The following is a 19,639-nucleotide window of genomic DNA, read 5'->3' on the forward strand; positions in this document are numbered from 1 at the left end:
CCGTAATTAAAAAATTTAGATTATGAAAAAAGTAATTCTATTATTGATCATTACATTCCTTTCCTGCAATTCAAATAAAAAAGAATCGGATACGGTTCATACTGAACCCACAGCATCAGATAGTGCAAAAACAATAGTTCCCGGACCTGTTCCAGATGTTGTAATGACAAAAGAATATGTCTATCAATTAGGAAAGCAGATGTATTTTTGGGGTTGGCCGTTAATGAACATGCATAACAGAGTTTTGGTTATGCGGCAAGTTCCCGAGCCAGGATTAAACGGAGGAGCCGTTCCTGTAGCGCCTGTAAACCATTTGTGTATGACATCAGATTATATTACTCCGGCAGAACGTTATGTTGCTTGTCCGAATCAAGATGTTGTGTATGGTTTTGGAATTATGCTGTTAAACGAAAGCCCCGTTGTAATCCAGGTTCCTGACTTTGGAGACCGTTTTTGGGTGGTTCAGTTAGGAAATCAAAGAACTGACGGAATTGCAAGACTTGGTGCCATGTACGGCAGTAAAAAAGGCTTTTACTTAATCGCAGGACCAGGCTGGAAAGGAGAAGTTCCAGATGGTATAACAGAAGTTTTTAGAAGCGATACCAATCTGGCATTTGTCATTCCGAGAGCCTTTTTAAATAATACGCCAGAAGATAAAGCAGCAATTCAGCATGTAATTAATCAATTAATGGCATATCCTTTAAGTGAATATGATGGAAAAGCAAAAACCAAAGAATGGGCAAAAGTTCCCTCTTTCCCTGATCCGAATAAAAGTGAAGGAGGAAAAGAAGTGGCATTTGTGGTTCCCGAAAAATTCTTTGCCGAATTTCCAGACGTATTAAAAGAAGTTCCTGCAATGAGAGGAGAAGAAGGGTTGTACGGGTTATTTAATTCTGTGATGAATGCTGTAAAAAAAGACAGTACGCTGATGCCTGTTTTAATAAAAGCGGCAGTCGATGCCGAAAAAGAATTAATTGAGCCTTTGCGACAGTTTAAAAATGTTGGTGTTCCCGTTGGAAATTATTGGAACACTACAAAAAATGGAGCGGCTTTTGGCACCGATTATCTCAGCAGAACCAGCGCGGCAAGAGCCAATATTTTTGTAAATCAGCCGCAAGAAACCATTTATTATAATCAGGATTTAGACAGCAAAGGAGTTGAGTTAAACGGAAATACCAATTACACGATTACTTTTCCAAAAGATCTGATTCCAAAAGTAAAAGGATTTTGGTCACTAACAGTTTATGACAGCAACCATTTTTTCTTTATCAACGAATCCAAAATATATTCACTTGGAACAAAAAATAAAAATCTGAAATATAATCCAGATGGTTCTTTGACAATCTATTTCCAAAATGCAAAACCTTCAGGAGATAAATCCAATAACTGGCTTCCTGTTCCAAAAGGCAAGTTTGGACTGCTCTTGAGAGCTTATTGGCCAGAAGAAAATATGATAAAAGGGTATACCCCGCCAGGTTTGGTAAAAAGCTGATTTGATTTTTATAAAAAATTAAAAGGGATTTGTCATGACTAATGAACTTAAAGATATAAGCGATACTATATTTGATCCAGTTTCTTCAAAAGCAGAGCGATTTGCGAAAGGAAATGAGATTAGAAAAAAAATACCGCGCTCTGTTCATCAGGAATGGAAACCATCTGAAAATCGCAGAGATCCTGTTGAAATTTTAATTGAAAGCAGTGTGGGAAGAATAGAAACCTTACTGCCCATTCGATACAGAAGAATGATGGAATCTCCTTTTGCTTTTTTTAGAGGATCTGCAGCCATAATGGCAGCAGATTTAGCCGAAACATCAGATTCTGGTATTCATTTACAGCTTTGCGGTGATTGTCATTTAATGAATTTTGGCGGATTTGCAACTCCCGAACGTAAACTGGTTTTTGATATAAATGATTTTGATGAAACTTTTCCAGGACCTTGGGAATGGGATTTGAAGAGACTGGCCTCAAGTTTTGCAATAGCCGGAAGATGGAGAAATTTTTCTGAGAAACATTGTAAAGAATTTGCGTGGAATGTTGCAGACAGTTATAAAAGACATATGTTGGATTATAGCCAGCTTTCTGCGCTTCAGATTTGGTATGCCGATATAGATTTGGCAGCACTTATTGAAATGGGAAAAGATGAAGAAATCAAAAAGTTTCATCAAAAACGAATCAAAAAAGCATCTGAATTTACAGCCCACGAAAAGGAGTTTGCTAAAATGACTTACCAAGAAGGACAACGAGCACGAATTAAAGATGATCCGCCTTTGATTTATCATCCGACGGTAAGAGAAGAAGAAGTTGTTTTGAAGGTTGCCGAAAAAGCCCACATTCAATACATGGAATCACTGCCTGATGAAAAAAAGGTTTTATTAAGCAGGTATAAACTCCATGATATTGCCATAAAAGTAGTCGGTGTAGGAAGTGTGGGAACTATGTGCGGTATTACACTTTTAATGTCTGCTACGGGAGAGCCTATTTTTCTTCAATTTAAAGAAGCTAGAAAAAGTGTCTTAGAATCTAATTTAAAACATAAATCAAAATACAAACATCAAGGCGAACGAATTGTAATTGGACAAAAACTAATGCAGTCTGCCTCAGATATGTTTTTAGGATGGACAAATGATGATCAGAATCGGTTTTTTTATATCAGACAACTGCGAGATGCTAAAGTAAAACCTGTTTTGGAAATCATGAAAACGGAAAACATGAACGATTACGCAAAAGCCTGCGGATGGGCTTTAGCACGAGCGCATGCCCGCTCCGGCGATCCGTCTTTAGTATCGGGTTATATCGGTAAAGGAGACGAATTTGCCGATGCAATTGCAAAATTTTCTTTGCTGTATGCAGATCAAAACGAAGCGGATTATGATAAAATGCTCACGGCTATAAAAGAAGGACGACTTCCAATTGCAGCCGAAATATAATTTTATTTGAAACAACTTATAGTTGTAAAAAGTTAATATGTATTAAAAAATGTCAAAACAACACTTTTAGATTACATTGATTTTTTGGCTTTAAGTAAGAATTTTACGCTTGTTGTTGTGGTAATTAAATAAAATAAATTATCTTTATTGTCTTCTAAGCAATTGTTACACAAGTATTTGCAAAATTTTACCTGCCATTAAGCGCCTCTTCTTTTATTCCCAGATTTTTACATTTTTGATACATTCGAGTGAAACAGATTTAATCATTAATTTAAATATAACATCATGAATATTAAAAGAACAAATCTTCGCATCTTTTCAATGTTAGTATTAACATTAGTTTACAGCTGTTCTCCAACTGTAAAAGTAACTACCGATTATGATCACAGCGCCAACTTCAGCGAATATAGAACTTTTGCTGTTTATGATTTAAGAGCGCAGGAAGGTCAGGTGAATCAGCTAAATGCCGATCGAGTGACAAAAGCAATTCGAAACGAAATGCTTGCCAAAGGTTTTACAGAATCTTCTAATCCGGATTTAAAAGTAAATGCCGTTTCTATCTTAAAAAACAAAACCTCTGTAAGCGCCAATACCGATTTTTATGGTTATGGAGGAATGTACCGTCCATACGGATATTGGGGTGGCGGCGCCATGATGGGCGGTGCCAATACGACATTTAACACATACGATTATGTAGACGGCTCTCTTGTAATTGATATTGTTTCGACCAAAACGCAAAAATTGCTTTGGCAGGGTATCGGTAATGCAGAAATAGACAGCAAACCCGATAATCCAGAAGAATTTATCAACTCTTCTATCAAAAAAATATTGGAAGGATTCCCTCCTGGAGCAGTCAAAAAATAATTTTATGATAACTAAAAACAAATGTGCTTGGTATAATCAGCCGATAAGCACATTTGTTTACCCCTTTCTCGAACCCCTTTTTTAAGTATTACAAACAAATTAACCTTAAAAAAATGATCGATATCTTACTTTCGCTTTTCTTTTTCATAGCCACAATTGCGGGACTTGCTACATCTTTTATGGTTCTTTTTTCTAAAAAAAGCTATTCTAGAAGTTTCTTTTTAGGAATGTTTTTATTGAGCCTTGCGGTAGTAAGTATCTACAATTTCTATTTGTCTGCCAATCTTTTTAAAGAGATTCCAGACCTGTTTACAATTACAAAATCGTTTATTTTTCTAGCAGCTCCGTGCTCATTTTTATATGTAAGAAACATTTTGTCACCGAGCAGAAAATTTAAGAAATACGATTGGCTGCATTTTATGCCTTTTGTAATTTATTTTGTGCTCACTTTATTTGTATATATCGGAAGCTTTACCAATCTGCCAATTGTAGATTATGTAGCTTCAAAAATCAAAAATCCATTTTCTATTTTAACGCTTACGATTTGGCTGTTTTATGTGTTTTTTCAAACCATGTTGATTTTAAACTATGATCTGAAAAAATTCAAAGGAAACCATTTTCATCGTGTCAAAGTAATCAACTGGATTAGAGTATACAATCTGATGATTTTATTCCTGTTTTCGGCACTTTTTGTACATCATTTTTTACTCAGAAAAATAGACGTTGTAGACCTTTCATGTTACTTTTTAATTTCGTCGGTTTTGTTTTTAACTGTTGGATGGTTGTATTTCAGACCGCAGATTTTTCATGACGAAGAAGAAACATTTGATTTTGTAAGCGACAATACCCTTATTGTCAAAACCAAAGAAATTAAAAGTATTCTTCCTGTTGTACACGAATTAACGGTAGAGAAAAAAGAAGATTATTTATTAAAGCTGGATTATATTTTTAATTCAAAGAAACTCTTTCTAAAAAAAGATTTTGTCATTCGAGATCTTTCAGAAGAAACCGGAATTTCGGTGCATCATCTTTCAAATTTAATCAATTCTGAGTTTGGACTTCATTTTCAGGATTATGTCAATTTGAAAAGGATCGAATATTTTAAAGACAAAATCAACGATCCAGAATGGAAAGATCTTTCGCTCGAAGGAATGGCTTGGGGCTCGGGCTTTAAATCAAGAACTACCTGTTTCAGGGCATTTATCAAACATACCGGAAAATCGCCTTCAGAATATTTTAAAACCATCAGGATAAATCCAGATCATACCAACGCTTATTATTTTAAATAAATAGGCAATTGTAAAGTCTTATAAATTTTAAACATTACAACATGAAAACAAAATTTAATAAAGCTGGACAAATAGTAAAGACAATTGCTATTACACTCTTATTTCTGATTTCTTTTTATGGTAATGCACAGCTAAAGGGTGGTCACATCTTAGGCGCCATGGGACTTCAGTCTGGTACACAGGCACCAGAAAATACTTTAAGCCTTTATATTCCTGGATATATTTATACAGCTTCATCGCTCAGAAATCCTGATGGCGACAAAGTAGGCGATCCCGATTTAACCATGTTTGTAACAGGAGTCGGAGCGTCATACGTGAGCGATTTCAAGATTCTGGGAGCCAATTACGGCGCCACGATTTTATTAGCAGGAGCGACAAATACTATTCAGGGAAGTTATATTGATTCTAAAAGTGATTTTGCATTTACAGATATGTATTTAGTGCCCATTCAATTAGGATGGCATCATAAAAGAGCCGATTTTGTTTTCAGCTATCAAATGTATCTCCCAACTGGAAAATATGAATTGGGTGGCAGTGATAACAGCGGTTTAGGAATGTTTATGAATGAATTTTCGGCAGGAACGACTTTGTTTTTCAACGATAAAAAAACATTCCATTTTGCAGTATTGGCGTCTTATGAAATCAACGGAAAGAAAAAAGATACCGATATTAAAACGGGAGATATTCTAAGTATTGAAGGCGGATTTGGCAAAACATTTTATTGCATGAATGCTGAAAAAACCGCTCCAAAAGGAATCTTGAATGCCGGATTAATTTACTATCTGCAATACAAAGTCTCAGACGATAAAATTCCGGCTGGAACCCTCATTCTTCAATCCGATAAAGATCACGTAAACGCATTAGGAGTTGAGGTGAATTATTTTCATATCGGAAGTATGACATCGGCGGGTTTTCGATGGCTTGGAGAATTTAATGCCGAAAACAGATTTCAAGGAAATACTTTCTTTATTACGCTCGCACATGTTTTCAGCCTCAAGAAAAAACAAGGTTAAAGATTTTTGAATTTTAAGGATACGATAAATTTTAGGTACAAACGATTTAGATCTTTTATATGAAAAACGTAAAACCATCACCAATAATCGTCCTGTTTTCACTTTGGCTGTTCTTGTCATTTAATGTCGCAAATGCGCAGAAATATCATATCAGCGTTAAAGATTCTCTTGACGGTGCTTTTGACTTAAGCGATTATATTATTTATGCACATGGTTTTATAGTCATTCCCACCATTATCACAGAACCCGCACTTGGAGGATTTGGAGGCGCGATTGTTCCTGTTTTCTTAAAAAAACACGCGCCTGTAATTGACGAAAATGGCAAAAAACGTTTCATAAATCCAGATATAACGGGAGCAATAGGAATGTACACCGAAAACAAAAGCTGGATGGCAGGAGGTTTTAGATCTGGAACATTGATAAAATCTAGAATATTGTACCGTATTATGGCAGGTTACGGCGATATGAATTTGTCTTTTTATGCCAACAACAGACCGAATCTGCCCGATCAGGAATTTAAACTCAATTTTAAATCGACGATTTTTTATACACAGTGGCTCAAACAATTTAACAATCCGAAATGGAGTGCAGGACCGCAATACCTGTTTTTAAATTCTAAAATAAACCTGCCCGATTTTAATTTGCCGCCACCCTTTGTAGATCCAAAAGATATTAAAAGCACGATAAGTCAGCTTGGTGCTGCAATTCAGTTTGACGGACGCGATAATATTTTTACGCCCGACAAAGGGATTCGACTCCAATCCGATTTTTTTTGGTCCGATAATATATTAGGAAGCGATTATGATGCCTGGCGCGTTAATATATCGGCAATCGGATTTTATCCTTTAAGCAAAAAATTAATCGGAGGATTGCGAATTGAAGGCGAACAAGCATTTGGAAATCCACCGTTTTATCTCCTGCCGGGAATTAATTTAAGAGGAATTCCGGCAGCAAGATATCAAGGAAAAATAAGTATTGTAACCGAAGCCGAATTGCGTTGGGATGTTTACCGACGCTGGAGTTTAATGGGCTACGGCGGTTTGGCAAGCGCTTTTAACGATTGGGATCAGGCTTTTGCAAAACCCGTTGTTTACAGTTACGGAACCGGTTTTAGATATTTGCTTGCGCGAAAATTCAAACTCAGAATGGGCGTAGACGTTGCAAAAGGCCCCGAAGATTGGGCTTATTATATCGTATTTGGCAGTAACTGGCTTAGATAATACAATTTAGTTTTTTTATAGAAAACCTCGGCAGTTTTATCCTGTCGAGGTTTTATTTTATTACTTTTTCCAGTAAGGTTTAACGATTTTATTTTGTCTCTTGCATAGCATTAATAATAGTCCGGCAGCGATAAAACACAGCAAAGTTGCCTGAATACTGCCTTCTGGGCCAAATTCTCCTCCGGTCATAATTTCAGGACCTTGGATGTTGGCATTTACAAGACTTCCTGTTTGTTCATTTCCAGAAGTAATTGCACCATAAATTCCAGATTGCGTAAAATTCCAAGCAAAATGTAAAGCAATCGGAAACCATAAATTACGGCTGTAAATAAAAGCGGCACCCATTAAAAAACCGGCAGCGGTAATACACAAACTAGAAATTAAAGTGGTGTGAGGATTTGCCAAGTGTAAAACTCCAAATAGAATAGACGAAAAACTTAGCGAAATATAAGTTCCCAGTTTCTCTTCCATAATTCTCAGGATAATGCCTCGAACCAATATTTCTTCGATAATAGCCACCGTAAACATGATTATAAACGGAATAATAATATACGAAACAGGATTAAGCGTTATAATGCTGTAATTTCCATTGAGGTACATGATCAAAATAATCAGCGACTGCAAAATAAAACCAATCGAAATACCGCTGAAAACATTTTTAAAAAGACCGTTTGTAGAAAATTCTGTTATGGCTCTTTTTTCATATTTTTTAAAGAAAAGAATATAAGTAAGAATCCCTGCAGAAGACACAAAAAGCCCTTTTAGAACGTTTCTGATATTTTTGTCTAAATCGGTTAAGGCTAATAATTTTGAAGCAACCTGCTGACCGATTATAATAACGGCCATAAAAGCAAGCAGTGCCAGAATAATTTTGGTTACAGGCGAATTGAATATTTTTTGTTTGGTAGTCAAAGTTTCCATTTAGATTTGGTTTTAAGATTAATGTGATGCAAATGTATCGTGCATCAAAACCAAAAAATAGAATGAAATTTGCCTTGCTTAAATTTTCTGAAATTGTTTGGGCAGAAATCCCGTTTGGTTTTTAAACGTTCTTATAAAATGACTCTGATCGGCAAAACCACATTGAAAACCAATTTCGGTTAAATTAATTTTGCTCGATTCTATAAGCGGGAGAGATCGTTCGATTTTGATGCGGCGCATATATTCTCCCAAAGTGCAGCCAAAATATTTCGGAAAATGTTTAGAAATCGTAATCGGATTTAAGTGTAGAACATTCGCCAGATCATGTAGATTTGGATTTTCATTCCAGCAGTCGTTTAATAATTCGTGCAGGTTTTTAACCCAAATCGGACTTTTTTCATACTTATCAGCATGCTTATTTGCCTGCGCCAATTGGGCAAACAACATATTTATAGTATCGCCGGAAAAAGGATCAGCAGTTTGAGACTCTTTAAAAATCTTAAGCATCAAGAATTTAGTAAGCGCTGTATTCTCAACCGACTTTTCGATCACCGCTTCGTTGATTTGAAACTCTTTCAGAAGATTTTCATCAATTTCGAGATTGATGTTTTTAGAAGGAAAAAGCGTGTTTTGATTCAGATGCAGTTCGTCGCTGTGATAAAATAATAAAGAACCCGGCCCTACAACCGTACTCGAATTTTTTCGTTTTTCTGATGTACCGCCTCTTAGAAAAAGCGTTATATGAGCATTTTCATGAGAATGCCAGCCTTCAAAAACCTTATTCTGATACTCTGTTTCAACAACAGCAATTCCCTGCTGATTGTTGAAGATGTTTTTGGTATTACCTAAATACTTCTCTTTTTCCAGTTCGTACATTTCGGTTTTTTGGCTTGTAATTTCAGTTACCAAAATACTATTAAACTGCTAATTACAAAAGCATTTCAAACTAATAAAAAACAGTCGCTTCAGTTTTGCAGATTTTGTACTATTATACACCTTAATAAAAAGATTGTGAAAATATTAACCGCATAATAGCAACAAATTACATAAAATTTAATTGTTTTGTAACAAATTAGAAACACCAAAGACTAATTTATTAAACTTAAACATATACTATGAATACATTTTCATTCAAATCAATGTTTGCCGCTTCAGTATTTTTGGCTGGAACAGCAGGCTGTTTTGCGCAGGACGTATTAGTAAACTCACTTAAACTAAATGCAAGCGACAAAAGTAAAGAGAACTTTAAATTTACAGAAGTAATCAACTTAGGAACAACATCGGTAAAAACTCAAGGATCTTCTGGAACTTGCTGGAGTTATTCTACCAACTCATTTTTAGAGTCAGAAATGATTCGTTTAGGAAAACAGCCGGTAGAATTATCTCAAATTTATTCTGCACGAAATGTATATGTTGACAAAGGAGAAAACTACGTACGTATGCACGGAGCGATTACACTTGGAGACGGTGGAGCATTGCACGATGTAATTAATATGTACAAAAAATACGGAACTGTGCCAAGAGAAGTATATACAGGATTAAACTACGGAACAGATAAAAATAAATTTGCCGAAATGGCCGCTTTAATCGAAGGCGTTTTAGCAGCTGTAGTGAAAAACCCGAACGGAGAATTGACTCCAAACTGGAAAAAAGCTTATGCAGCGGTTATCGATTCTTATTTAGGAAAAGCACCGGAAAACTTTACCTACAAAGGAAAAAACTACACACCGCAATCTTTTGCTAAAGAAGTAGTTGGAATTAATCCAGACGAATATGTAGAAATGTCTTCTTTTACAACTTCTCCATATTACCAAAAAACAACCATGATGGTGCCAGACAACTGGTCATTAGATCAAGTTTACAATGTAAAAGTGAATGACATGACTGATGTTATTGACAATGCATTGAAAAAAGGTTACACAGTAGCTTGGGCAACAGATGTGAGCGAAAAAAGCTTTAGCTGGAAAAATGGTGTGGCTTATGTATCTCAAAAGAAATTCGAAGACATGACAGCTGAAGAAAAAGCAGACATGTTTAACGGACCAAAAGCTGAACCAGAAATTACGCCAGAAATGCGCCAGGCTGCGTTTGATAACTACACTACAACAGACGACCACGGAATGCACATTATCGGTCTCGCAAAAGATCAAACGGGTAAAGAATACTATATCGTAAAAAATTCTTGGGGAGAAACAAACGACTACAAAGGTTTCTTATTCGTAACTAAGAACTTCGTAAAATATAAAACTACTGCATTACTAGTAAACAAAGGAGGAATTCCTGCTGAAATTGCTAAGAAATTAGGGGTTTAATTACCGAGAGTTTTATGAAATAAAAAGCGCTGTGATCTTTTGGATTGCGGCGCTTTTCTATGTTCTTGCGATATAAATTTTACTACTATTTTATATCTTTCCAACTTATTGGATTTCCCTGAATTCCTAATTGACATTCATCTTGTATCCACTTTATAAAATTATCTGCATTTTTTATATCAATACTTGGACCTTTCATATTTCTTCCATTGCTACAAATGTCACGAAGGTTTTCGGGTATTAAAATTGAATTGTCCCCTAGATAATAGAAAGTTTTAGAAATAAGTACATATTTACCATCTGTGTCAACTTTTATGTGCCCAGGATTTGGAGATCCATCTTGGAATGAGTGGGCAGAATCTTCTTGTATCCATTTTTGCGTAATGGAATCTTGATGATAAAAATTATCTCCATAAATTTGGACTAAACTTCCTTTAATTTGTGGTTTTTTATAATTAAATCTTGGATCGTTCCAATATTCATTAAATGTTAGCTTTTCTTCAACTTTCATTGCATAAATAAGGTGATGTAGATTTTTTAGTTTAGCACTACCTGTACCAATTATCCAATCTCCAATTTCAAGATTTTTGTTCCCTCTAATAGTAGGTCTGCAAACAGCTAAAGTACAATAACTGCCAAAAGGATTTGGTGCTAAACCGAAATCGTGTTCTATTTTATATGAATAATATTTCATTGTTTTTGAAGTTTAACATTTTACCCTTGGTGGATATTCGTGTAAAGGTGGACTTGGATTTCCATCTGGCGTTACGTTTGGAATATTTTCACCACTTAGAATTTCATTTAATTTGTCTAATGAATTCAAACTTAATATTGGACCACCGTATTTTTTATAAGTCGCAGGTATTTCAACACTATCAGAACTTCCTAGAGCGTATATTCCTACAATTCTTTTTCCGCATATATGAGCGTACTCAATTTCAGAATTTACCCATGCGTCTTCAAAAGTATTTTCGTCAATAAGACAAATAAATTTTTCGGCTTCATTAATTCTGATTTTTAACAAACCTACAATCTCTTCTTCCTCTTCTTTTGTTTGTTCGTCTTTTATTCCGTCAATGTTGTCGTCATCAATGTCAAATTCTTTTGATATTATTTCTTTGAGCTTTTGAAAAGACTCATCATTAATGCCTTTATGGCTTACAAATATTTTTTTTTTGCTCATAACTAAATGATTAAATGATTAATATTCCATTTTGGAGGAAAAAACAACTCAATTTTTTCCTTTTTTTCAAATTTGAATTTCTGTTTTATTCTGGTTCTGTCAGATTTACCTAAAATTTCACTGTGTGCTACTCTTGAATATTTGTCAACCTCACAAAAGATATTTTGAATATCAATTAATTGTAAAGGTCTGCCCCATAAATTGTTAAAGTAAAGACCTAGTCTTTCAAATTCCGATTCTTGTATATCTGTCATCATTTTAATAACATCTTCATAATTATACTCTCCTAATGAAGAAAAACATTTAGTAATGCCATCTTTTGCACCTGGTCCTGCTTTAGTAAATTCTTGCTCAGAATAACTTGTAAGAGTACTATAATTAATATCCGTTATATATTGATATGCCAAAAATTCTCCAATAGTTGGATATTCTTTTAAAATATTATAACCAATAGCCATATTTTTAGCCTTCATTAATTTATTTACCAGATTGCTGTTCATCATCATTTCTACTAGCTTTAAGTGATTTTGATGCTTTTTTGTCTCGTGAAATGATGATTTTCCAGATGCCATAATATATGCTGCTGAGTAAATAGCAATTTTATTATTCATAAGCTCACTTAAAATACTATTGTATTTATTAAATGAATATGTCTCCCAACTGATTTCTTTTAATTGATGTTTTAGAAACTCCCAAGTTTCAATCTTGTTAAATATTTTGAATAATATTATTCTGAAAAAAATTTCAGAAGGAGTTTGACTACCGTTATAGATTACATTTTTAATTAAATATTGACTCACTCTGTCGGTAGCCCTATATGTGTTAGTAAATTTATATTCATTTAGTATGAGATCAGTTGACCAAGGATATTGAGAGTTCTTAAATCTTTTAAAGAATACGTTTTGTCTTTCAGTTGCAAACTTCCAATAAGTATCATAAACTATAGATGCTTTTGGTTTTAATCTTTTATTTAAAACTGTAATATTTTTCATTATTTTTTACCTAGGTATATTAATTGTCGATTCTTTTTACTAACTAAAACTCTTCCTCCTTCATTCTCTCTTAGCTTGTTGAAAATTTCATATGAGTTTAAAATAGCTTTTTCCCATTGTTTTCCACTACAGTCTTTTACTTCTGTATTTTTAACCAAAGTTTGAACCTGCTTTATTATGCCAGAATCAATAGTTGTGCAATTTTTTAATAAATCTAGATCTGCTGCGTGATGATAAATGAAAAGTGAAATTAGTTCCTCAGTGATTTGTGACCTTGCCCCATCCTCATTTACATCTATTTCTGAATTGCTTTTTCTTTTTAATTTAAAAAGTTTACGTATAACGGGCGACCATCCCATAATTGCTAAGTAGCCATAATGAAAAATATCGTGATAACGATAACCATCATCTTCATAAGTATTATCTGTTAAAGGATCGCCTATCATAGTTTTATCTCTTTGGTCGATAATTTGTAATTTTTTCATGCCATTTTCTTCATATGATTTAAACATAATTTCAAATTCTTCAGGAAAGCGTTCATGTTCAGGGTAATTTAAATCAAAATCGATATATTCAGTATTTTCGTCAACCATAAATCGATCATTAATTTTATCTAAATTTTTTGATGCAATTACATCTAATGATAATGAATTTTGGGTCGCGATTGTTGATAAATACCATAATACATCTCCGAGTTCTTCGCTTAACTTTTGTTCGTAAACTTTATAAGATTTACCATCTCGTAATTTGATCTTTAATTGTGTTAAAACAGAGCCGATTTCTCCTATAATTCCTAAAAAAGGAACAATTGATGAAAGTTTTTCATCTAAAGAACTTTTTTGTATTGTTTTGCTTGCCTGCTCCTGATAATTTTGAAAGTCCATAATCTTTGTTTTTCAAGAATTAGAAATAAGTTTTGTAATAATCAAATTAGGTCTACTTATTTTACTTAAATAGATAATTTGTGTAAATAAAGTATTTTTCAATATAATGGTTATAAGTATAAATACTTGTTTTATTGGTAAATGTAAAGTATTGATTTATAGAGAAATTATGGTTTTCCGTAATTTTATAAAAATTCTTGAAATAGTGAATTTTAAATTTATGGTCTATGGTTTTTCTCTTTTTTTAAGAAAATTATGGGAATGTTTGTAAGTCTTAAAAAACAAAAAAAAGAGGCGCATCAATTGCGCCTCTTTTAATAATATTTTCAAGAAAATTTACTTCCCCTTCATCAACCTCTCCAAATACTCAACTTTGTCTTTCTCAGCCTGAACCAAACGCTCATAAAGTTCTACAATTTTATCAAGAGGATTGAAAGTTGGTTGAATGTTAATCGCATTCATTGTTGAATTATCATTACTATTGAAAGTATTATTAATAATATTTAGCAAGGTTTCATCATTATAATTTTTAATCGCATCAGCCGAAACGCCCAAAGCATCTGCAATGATGTTTAGTTTTTCTTCGTCAATCGTTTCGCTTCCTTCAATATTAGAAATTGTTTGTTGACTGAAGCCAATAGCCATGGCAAGTGCTTCTTGCTTCATTCCTCTAAGCTCACGAATGCGGCTTATGTTTCTCCCGATATGTTTTGGTTTTGTTGCTGTGCTCATACTTCAAAGATATTAAAAATCCTTAAAAATTGGAATATTGGTAAAAGACTATCTTTTTTGGTGAAATACCATCTCTTGTATTTTGTCTTATGATATTCTATTGTTTAATTCCTGAAGGCAAAAATACAATTTTTCGTACAATTAAAATTAAGTGCCATGAAAACAGAAAGCGAAATACAAAACAGCTGCAATGTAGTTTTAAGTCATTGATAAAGAATGATGTAGTTAAACGATTTTAACTGTTTTTTGCAGCGTTTCTAAAAAATGGGATAGTAGAATTAGTAACTTTATATAGGTTTTTTACTGAGGCATTAATCTAATAGCCGTTACTATGAAAAAGTATAAAGCATTTTTTGGCACTATTGCATTCGTTTTTTCTTTCAGCTGTTTTGCACAGCATGCTGAAAAAGCCACTATCGAAAAGGGATCTGGAAACACGATATTGTTAACAGACAATCTTTCTAACAACGACGATTACGTGATAAAATCATATTATGTAGAAGAAAGAATCAATAAACTTTTTGGAGGCAGGATTACGACTTATGAAGTTTCAAAACTAGATATGGTGTATACCAACGATTTGGGGCCTAACAATACCCGAACCGTGATTCCGAGATATGTAAAACGAAAAACAAAAGCAGTGCCTGTTGAGGTTATGCCTTTGCAGTCTCCGGTTGAAACTGCAGCTCAATCTGTAGAGCCTTTAAAAGTTGCGATTGTAACGCCTCCTGCAAAAGAAAAGTACATAAACGTTGATGTGGTAGGAACATACGCGAAAGTCTTGGAAAAAGGCTATAAATCGCCCGAAATGCTCAGAAAAGTAGCCGACCGATTATACTTTGAAGGAAACCTTACTTCGGCGGTTACGTATTATTCTCAATTATTCGATTTGGTAAAAGATCCCGATGTGATTTATTATTACCGTTATGCTCAATCCTTAAAAGCTATCAACGAAACCGAAAAAGCAGATCTTTTAATGAAAAGGTTTAAAAGTGAAACTTTGACGATGAAGTGACTTTTTTTAAAGGTTCAAAGGGGCAGAGGCGCAAAGGGGCAAAGTGCTTCTGTGTCGATATACTTGTGATTTTACCGCAAAGACACAAAGGAAAAGCGCAAAGTTCGCAAAGGTTTTATTTTAAAGCTTTGCGAACTTTGCGTAAAAACATTGCGAACTTTGCGGTTAAGTAATTCTGTATAGTATTGGAATTTGGAATTTTTCAGATTTGGAATTTTTCCAAAAAAAAAGACGATCAATTTGATCGTCTTTTTTTTTAAGCTCCCCCTCTTGGGCTCGAACCAAGGACCCTCTGATTAACAGTCAGATGCTCTAACCAACTGAGCTAAGGAGGAATCACCTTAAAGGTAAATATGTTTGCTAAAAAGTTGCTCCCCCTCTTGGGCTCGAACCAAGGACCCTCTGATTAACAGTCAGATGCTCTAACCAACTGAGCTAAGGAGGAAGTTGCTGTTCTTTTTAGCGAGTGCAAATATAATCGAAATTTTAGTTTCTCAAAAACTTTTTCACTCTTTTTATCAATTTTTTTTTCTACTTCATAATCGCCTTGTAAATATCGTTACCGTTGGCGAATAGTAACAGTGTAATAAGTAATACAAAACCAACCATTTGCGCGTTCTCTAGGAATTTATCGCTCGGTTTTTTGCCACTTATCATTTCGTACAATAAAAACATCACATGTCCACCGTCAAGAGCCGGAATTGGCAATAAATTCATAACTCCAAGCATAATTGACAATAAAGCCGTGATATTCCAGAAAACTTCCCAGCTCCAAGAACTAGGAAAAATGTTGTAAATCGCCGCAAAACCACCCACTTGTTTGTAAGCTTTGGTTTCTGGATTAAAAATCATTTTTAATTGTTTTCCGTAACCTACTAACTGATCTTTTCCTTTTTGAAGACCAACCGGAATAGATTCGAAGAAACCATATTCTTTTGTACTGATTTTGTAGTAACCCAGTTTTTCTAAAGATTTCATGTCTAAACTACCTGCGTTAACGCCAAGTTTACCTTCTTTAGTAACTTTTAATGTAATAGGAGTTTCTTTTAAATCACGCAAAACAACAGCAGGTATTGTTTTTTCTTTATTTGCTTCTAAAATTGCTTTAGCTTCATCAAAATATTTAATCTTTTGTCCGTTAAGAGAAAGAACCAAATCTTTTGGTTTTAAATTTTGATTCGGAGAATCCTCAGCAACTTTTCCGATTGCAAAAGGGTAACGAATACCAATAAGAAGTCCTTTTTCTGTTTTAGACAATTGATCTACAAAATCTGTAGGCATTTTGATCGTTTGCTGTTGTCCGTTTCTTTCAATCAAAACTTCTTTAGCCATGATCACATTCATGTTCATGTCGCTGTCAAAATTTTCTACCTTTTTATTGTCAATAGAAATAATTTTGTCACCCGTTTTAAAACCTGCTTTTATCATGGCAGGATTATCAATCGCTACACCATCTTTCAAATCAGAATTTGCGATATAAGTATCACCGTAAGCAAACGCCATTCCGATGTAGATAATAAATGCCAATATAAAGTTTACAGTAACTCCGCCAAGCATAATAATCAAACGCTGCCAAGCTGGTTTGGTACGAAATTCCCAAGGTTGTGGTTCTTGAGCCATTTGCTCTTTGTCCATACTTTCGTCAATCATTCCAGAAATTTTCACATAACCTCCCAACGGAAGCCATCCGATACCATATTCTGTTTCTCCTATTTTCTTTTTAAAAAGTGAATATTTAACATCAAAAAACAAGTAAAATTTTTCGACTCTGGTTTTAAACAATTTTGCAGGGATAAAATGCCCTAATTCATGAAGAATAATAAGTAAAGATAAACTCAATAAAAATTGAGAGAGTTTGATAACTATATCCATTTTAAAATTTTAGTTCGTATTTAACGCACAAAAGTAGCGTTTTCTATTTTAATTTAACGTGCAAGATAGTGTTTAAGGTTTTAAATGTTTGTTAATTAATAAAAATAAGATTACTACTTTTCTTGAGATGCTTAACTTTACTTTTTAAACACTATCCTTCTTAATTGGTAGTACAAAATCATAAAAAGTTACATTATATGACATCTCAATTATTTTCTCCTCTCACTATAAAAAAAATTACTTTAAAAAATAGAATCGTTATTTCGCCAATGTGTCAATATTCTTCTGTTGACGGATTTGCAAACGATTGGCATCTGGTTCATTTAGGAAGCCGTGCTGTAGGTGGCGTTGGTTTGATCATTCAGGAAGCAACTGCAGTTTCTCCAGAAGCAAGAATCTCTCCTTCTGACCTCGGAATTTGGAAAGACGAACACATCGAAAAACTAAAACAAATCAATCAATTTATTGTTTCTCAAAACTCCATTCCTGGAATTCAGCTTGCACATGCGGGAAGAAAAGCCAGTGTTTCGGCACCGTGGGAAGGCAATAAAAAATTAGATTTCGCTCAGGGCGGGTGGCAGACCGTTGCGCCAAGTGCGATTCCGTATCATGAGAACGAACCTTTTCTTCCTGAAGCTTTAGACAAAAACGGAATCCAAAAAGTAATTTCTGATTTTAAAGCAGCTACAAAAAGAGTAGTAGAAGCGGGTTATCAGGTTCTAGAAATTCACGCTGCACATGGGTATTTACTGCATCAGTTTTTATCCCCTTTAACGAATGTTAGAACCGATGAATATGGAGGAAGTTTTGAAAACAGAATTCGTTTTACGTTAGAAATTGTTGACGCTGTAAAGGAAGAATGGCCGTCTGATTTGCCATTATTTGTTCGTATATCGGCAACAGACTGGGCAGAAAATGGCTGGAATCCTGAAGAATCTGTACAATTGGCGAAGATTTTAAAAGAAAAAGATGTAGATTTAATCGATGTTTCATCAGGCGGATTGGTTTCGCATCAAAAAATCAATTTAGGTCCGGGTTATCAAGTTCAATTTGCTGAAAAAGTAAAACAAGAAGCCAGCATTGCAACAGGCGCAGTCGGATTAATTACCGAAGCCAAGCAAGCAGAAGAAATCTTAAATAACAATCAAGCCGATCTGATTTTATTTGCCAGAGAATCTCTTAGAAATCCGAATTTGCCATTGGATTTTGCAAAAGATTTAGGAGACGATATTCAATGGCCAAAACAATACGAAAGAGCTAAACTTTAAAAATTATTTGCCACGAATTGCACAAATTTTCACGAATTAAAAATTTTATACTTATCGATTTGTGTTAATTCGAGCAATTCGTGGCAAAAAAAACTATACAAATGCAAAAGATAAAAACAGCATTATTATCATACGGAATGTCGGGAAAAGTTTTCCATGCTCCGTTTTTAGATCTTCACGAAGGATTTGAATTATTAGGTTCTTGGGAAAGAAGCAAAAAATTAATTCAGGAAGATTATCCATACGTAAAAAGTTACGCTTCGCTGGACGAATTATTAGCAGACGATGTCGATTTGGTAATTGTAAACACGCCGGTAGGAACGCATTATGAGTATGCTAAAAAAGTACTTCTGGCAGGAAAACATGCCGTTGTAGAAAAAGCTTTTACCACAACAGTTGCAGAAGCCAAAGAACTGGCATCAATTGCCAAAGAAAAAGGTTTAAAATTAGCTGTTTTTCAGAACAGAAGATGGGACAGCGATTTTAAAACGATCAAAAAAGTAATTGACGAAGGACTTTTGGGAGATTTGGTAGAAGCCGAATTTCATTTTGACAGATACAATCCGATTTTGAGTCCAAAAGCGCATAAAGAAAGTGCCAATGATGGAGCAGGAGTTTTAAAAGATTTAGGACCTCATATAATTGACCAAGCCGTAAGTTTGTTTGGCTGTCCAAAAGCTGTTTTTGGAGACATTCGAGTAACGAGAGAAAACTCTGTAGTAGACGACTGGATCGATTTGACATTGTTTTATTCCAACTTTAGAGTACGTCTTAAAGCTGGTTTTTTTGTTAGAGAAGCCAATCCTGCGTATGTGATTCACGGAAAAAAAGGTTCGTTTTTAAAACCTCGCGGTGATGTTCAGGAAGATGAATTGAAAGTAGGTAAAAAACCAAATTTAGATTCTTGGGGAACAGAAGACGAAAGTCTACAAGGGCTATTGCATACTGAAATTGATGGAAAAATTGTTCGAGAAAAAATACCAACACTTCAAGGAAATTATTTCAGCTTTTTTGACGGAGTTTATGAATCAATTGCAGATGACAAAAAAGAACCGGTTACAGCCGAAGAAGGCGTAAAAGTAATGCAGGTAATTGAAGCCGCAATTGCAAGTAACGCACAACAGAAAACAATCAGGATCTAATATTT

The 19,639-nt window shown here is 34.4% G+C and carries 18 protein-coding genes and 2 tRNA genes; 10 read left to right on the forward strand and 10 right to left on the reverse strand.

All coding sequences use genetic code 11. The features are described 5' to 3' along the window. Positions 1–22 precede the first annotated feature (22 nt). The 6 genes from ACFSC2_RS11410 to ACFSC2_RS11435 all read left to right on the forward strand — a co-directional run bounded on the left by ACFSC2_RS11410 (position 23) and on the right by ACFSC2_RS11435 (position 7,313). Entirely contained in the window at positions 23–1,492 is a 1,470-nt protein-coding gene (locus ACFSC2_RS11410; protein WP_379815312.1) for a DUF1254 domain-containing protein, read from the forward strand. A gap of 34 nt (positions 1,493–1,526) precedes the next feature. Further along, positions 1,527–2,927 (forward strand): DUF2252 domain-containing protein, encoded by a 1,401-nt coding sequence (locus ACFSC2_RS11415; RefSeq protein ID WP_379815311.1) that lies wholly within the window; start codon positions 1,527–1,529, stop codon positions 2,925–2,927. A gap of 285 nt (positions 2,928–3,212) precedes the next feature. Further along, a complete protein-coding gene (locus ACFSC2_RS11420) occupies positions 3,213–3,791 on the forward strand; it encodes a DUF4136 domain-containing protein (protein WP_379815310.1) in 579 nt (192 codons plus the stop codon). Between the two features lie 113 nt (positions 3,792–3,904). Then, the gene (locus ACFSC2_RS11425; RefSeq protein WP_379815309.1) at positions 3,905–5,080 is read left to right on the forward strand and encodes a helix-turn-helix domain-containing protein; all 1,176 of its coding nucleotides are present in this window, start codon (positions 3,905–3,907) and stop codon (positions 5,078–5,080) included. A 41-nt stretch (positions 5,081–5,121) separates the two neighbouring features. Then, on the forward strand, positions 5,122–6,093 hold the full coding sequence (locus ACFSC2_RS11430; RefSeq protein WP_379815308.1) for a SphA family protein: 972 nt from the start codon (positions 5,122–5,124) through the stop codon (positions 6,091–6,093). Positions 6,094–6,152: 59 nt separating this feature from the next. Next, the gene (locus ACFSC2_RS11435; RefSeq protein ID WP_379815307.1) at positions 6,153–7,313 is read left to right on the forward strand and encodes a BamA/TamA family outer membrane protein; all 1,161 of its coding nucleotides are present in this window, start codon (positions 6,153–6,155) and stop codon (positions 7,311–7,313) included. Between the two features lie 60 nt (positions 7,314–7,373). On the opposite strand, the gene ACFSC2_RS11440 is transcribed toward ACFSC2_RS11435, so the two are convergent. Together ACFSC2_RS11440 and ACFSC2_RS11445 are read right to left on the reverse strand one after the other, a co-directional pair. Beyond that, on the reverse strand, positions 7,374–8,234 hold the full coding sequence (locus ACFSC2_RS11440) for a CPBP family intramembrane glutamic endopeptidase (RefSeq protein ID WP_379815306.1): 861 nt from the start codon (positions 8,232–8,234) through the stop codon (positions 7,374–7,376). A 78-nt stretch (positions 8,235–8,312) separates the two neighbouring features. Next, complete coding sequence (locus ACFSC2_RS11445) at positions 8,313–9,110, reverse strand: AraC family transcriptional regulator (RefSeq protein ID WP_379815305.1); 798 nt, start codon at positions 9,108–9,110, stop codon at positions 8,313–8,315. Between the two features lie 239 nt (positions 9,111–9,349). On the opposite strand from ACFSC2_RS11445, the gene ACFSC2_RS11450 reads away from it, so the two are divergent. After that, the gene (locus ACFSC2_RS11450) at positions 9,350–10,546 is read left to right on the forward strand and encodes a C1 family peptidase (RefSeq protein WP_379815304.1); all 1,197 of its coding nucleotides are present in this window, start codon (positions 9,350–9,352) and stop codon (positions 10,544–10,546) included. 85 nt (positions 10,547–10,631) lie between these two features. Here ACFSC2_RS11450 and ACFSC2_RS11455 read toward each other — a convergent pair whose 3' ends face one another. From ACFSC2_RS11455 to ACFSC2_RS11475, 5 genes are all read right to left on the reverse strand, one after another. Further along, the gene (locus tag ACFSC2_RS11455) at positions 10,632–11,240 is read right to left on the reverse strand and encodes an Nmad2 family putative nucleotide modification protein (RefSeq protein WP_379815303.1); all 609 of its coding nucleotides are present in this window, start codon (positions 11,238–11,240) and stop codon (positions 10,632–10,634) included. Between the two features lie 12 nt (positions 11,241–11,252). Beyond that, a complete protein-coding gene (locus ACFSC2_RS11460) occupies positions 11,253–11,729 on the reverse strand; it encodes a TIR domain-containing protein (RefSeq protein WP_379815302.1) in 477 nt (158 codons plus the stop codon). Between the two features lie 2 nt (positions 11,730–11,731). Continuing rightward, positions 11,732–12,721: a nucleotide kinase domain-containing protein gene (locus ACFSC2_RS11465; RefSeq protein WP_379815301.1), complete on the reverse strand. Its 990-nt coding sequence runs from the start codon at positions 12,719–12,721 to the stop codon at positions 11,732–11,734. After that, positions 12,721–13,605, reverse strand: coding sequence for a nucleoside triphosphate pyrophosphohydrolase family protein (locus tag ACFSC2_RS11470; RefSeq protein ID WP_379815300.1), 885 nt, complete (start codon positions 13,603–13,605; stop codon positions 12,721–12,723). Before ACFSC2_RS11470 ends, ACFSC2_RS11465 begins: the two co-directional genes overlap by 1 nt. A gap of 336 nt (positions 13,606–13,941) precedes the next feature. Beyond that, complete coding sequence (locus ACFSC2_RS11475; protein ID WP_379815299.1) at positions 13,942–14,337, reverse strand: helix-turn-helix domain-containing protein; 396 nt, start codon at positions 14,335–14,337, stop codon at positions 13,942–13,944. Between the two features lie 331 nt (positions 14,338–14,668). Here ACFSC2_RS11475 and ACFSC2_RS11480 point away from each other — a divergent pair, with 331 nt between their 5' ends. Beyond that, entirely contained in the window at positions 14,669–15,352 is a 684-nt protein-coding gene (locus tag ACFSC2_RS11480) for a hypothetical protein (protein ID WP_379815298.1), read from the forward strand. A gap of 261 nt (positions 15,353–15,613) precedes the next feature. Here the strand turns inward: ACFSC2_RS11480 and ACFSC2_RS11485 are convergent. The 3 genes from ACFSC2_RS11485 to rseP form a co-directional block, all read right to left on the reverse strand. Beyond that, positions 15,614–15,687, reverse strand: a tRNA-Asn gene (locus tag ACFSC2_RS11485). 36 nt (positions 15,688–15,723) lie between these two features. After that, positions 15,724–15,797: transfer RNA gene (locus ACFSC2_RS11490), tRNA-Asn, on the reverse strand. Positions 15,798–15,883: 86 nt separating this feature from the next. Further along, the gene (rseP, locus tag ACFSC2_RS11495; protein WP_379815297.1) at positions 15,884–17,224 is read right to left on the reverse strand and encodes an RIP metalloprotease RseP; all 1,341 of its coding nucleotides are present in this window, start codon (positions 17,222–17,224) and stop codon (positions 15,884–15,886) included. Between the two features lie 197 nt (positions 17,225–17,421). Here rseP and namA point away from each other — a divergent pair, with 197 nt between their 5' ends. Beyond that, on the forward strand, positions 17,422–18,492 hold the full coding sequence (gene namA / locus ACFSC2_RS11500) for an NADPH dehydrogenase NamA (protein WP_379815295.1): 1,071 nt from the start codon (positions 17,422–17,424) through the stop codon (positions 18,490–18,492). 101 nt (positions 18,493–18,593) lie between these two features. After that, positions 18,594–19,634, forward strand: a complete 1,041-nt coding sequence (locus tag ACFSC2_RS11505) for a Gfo/Idh/MocA family oxidoreductase (protein WP_379815294.1) — start codon at positions 18,594–18,596, stop codon at positions 19,632–19,634. Positions 19,635–19,639 lie beyond the last annotated feature (5 nt).

This window comes from Flavobacterium artemisiae (assembly GCF_042678225.1).
Taxonomy (GTDB): Bacteria; Bacteroidota; Bacteroidia; order Flavobacteriales; family Flavobacteriaceae; genus Flavobacterium; species Flavobacterium artemisiae.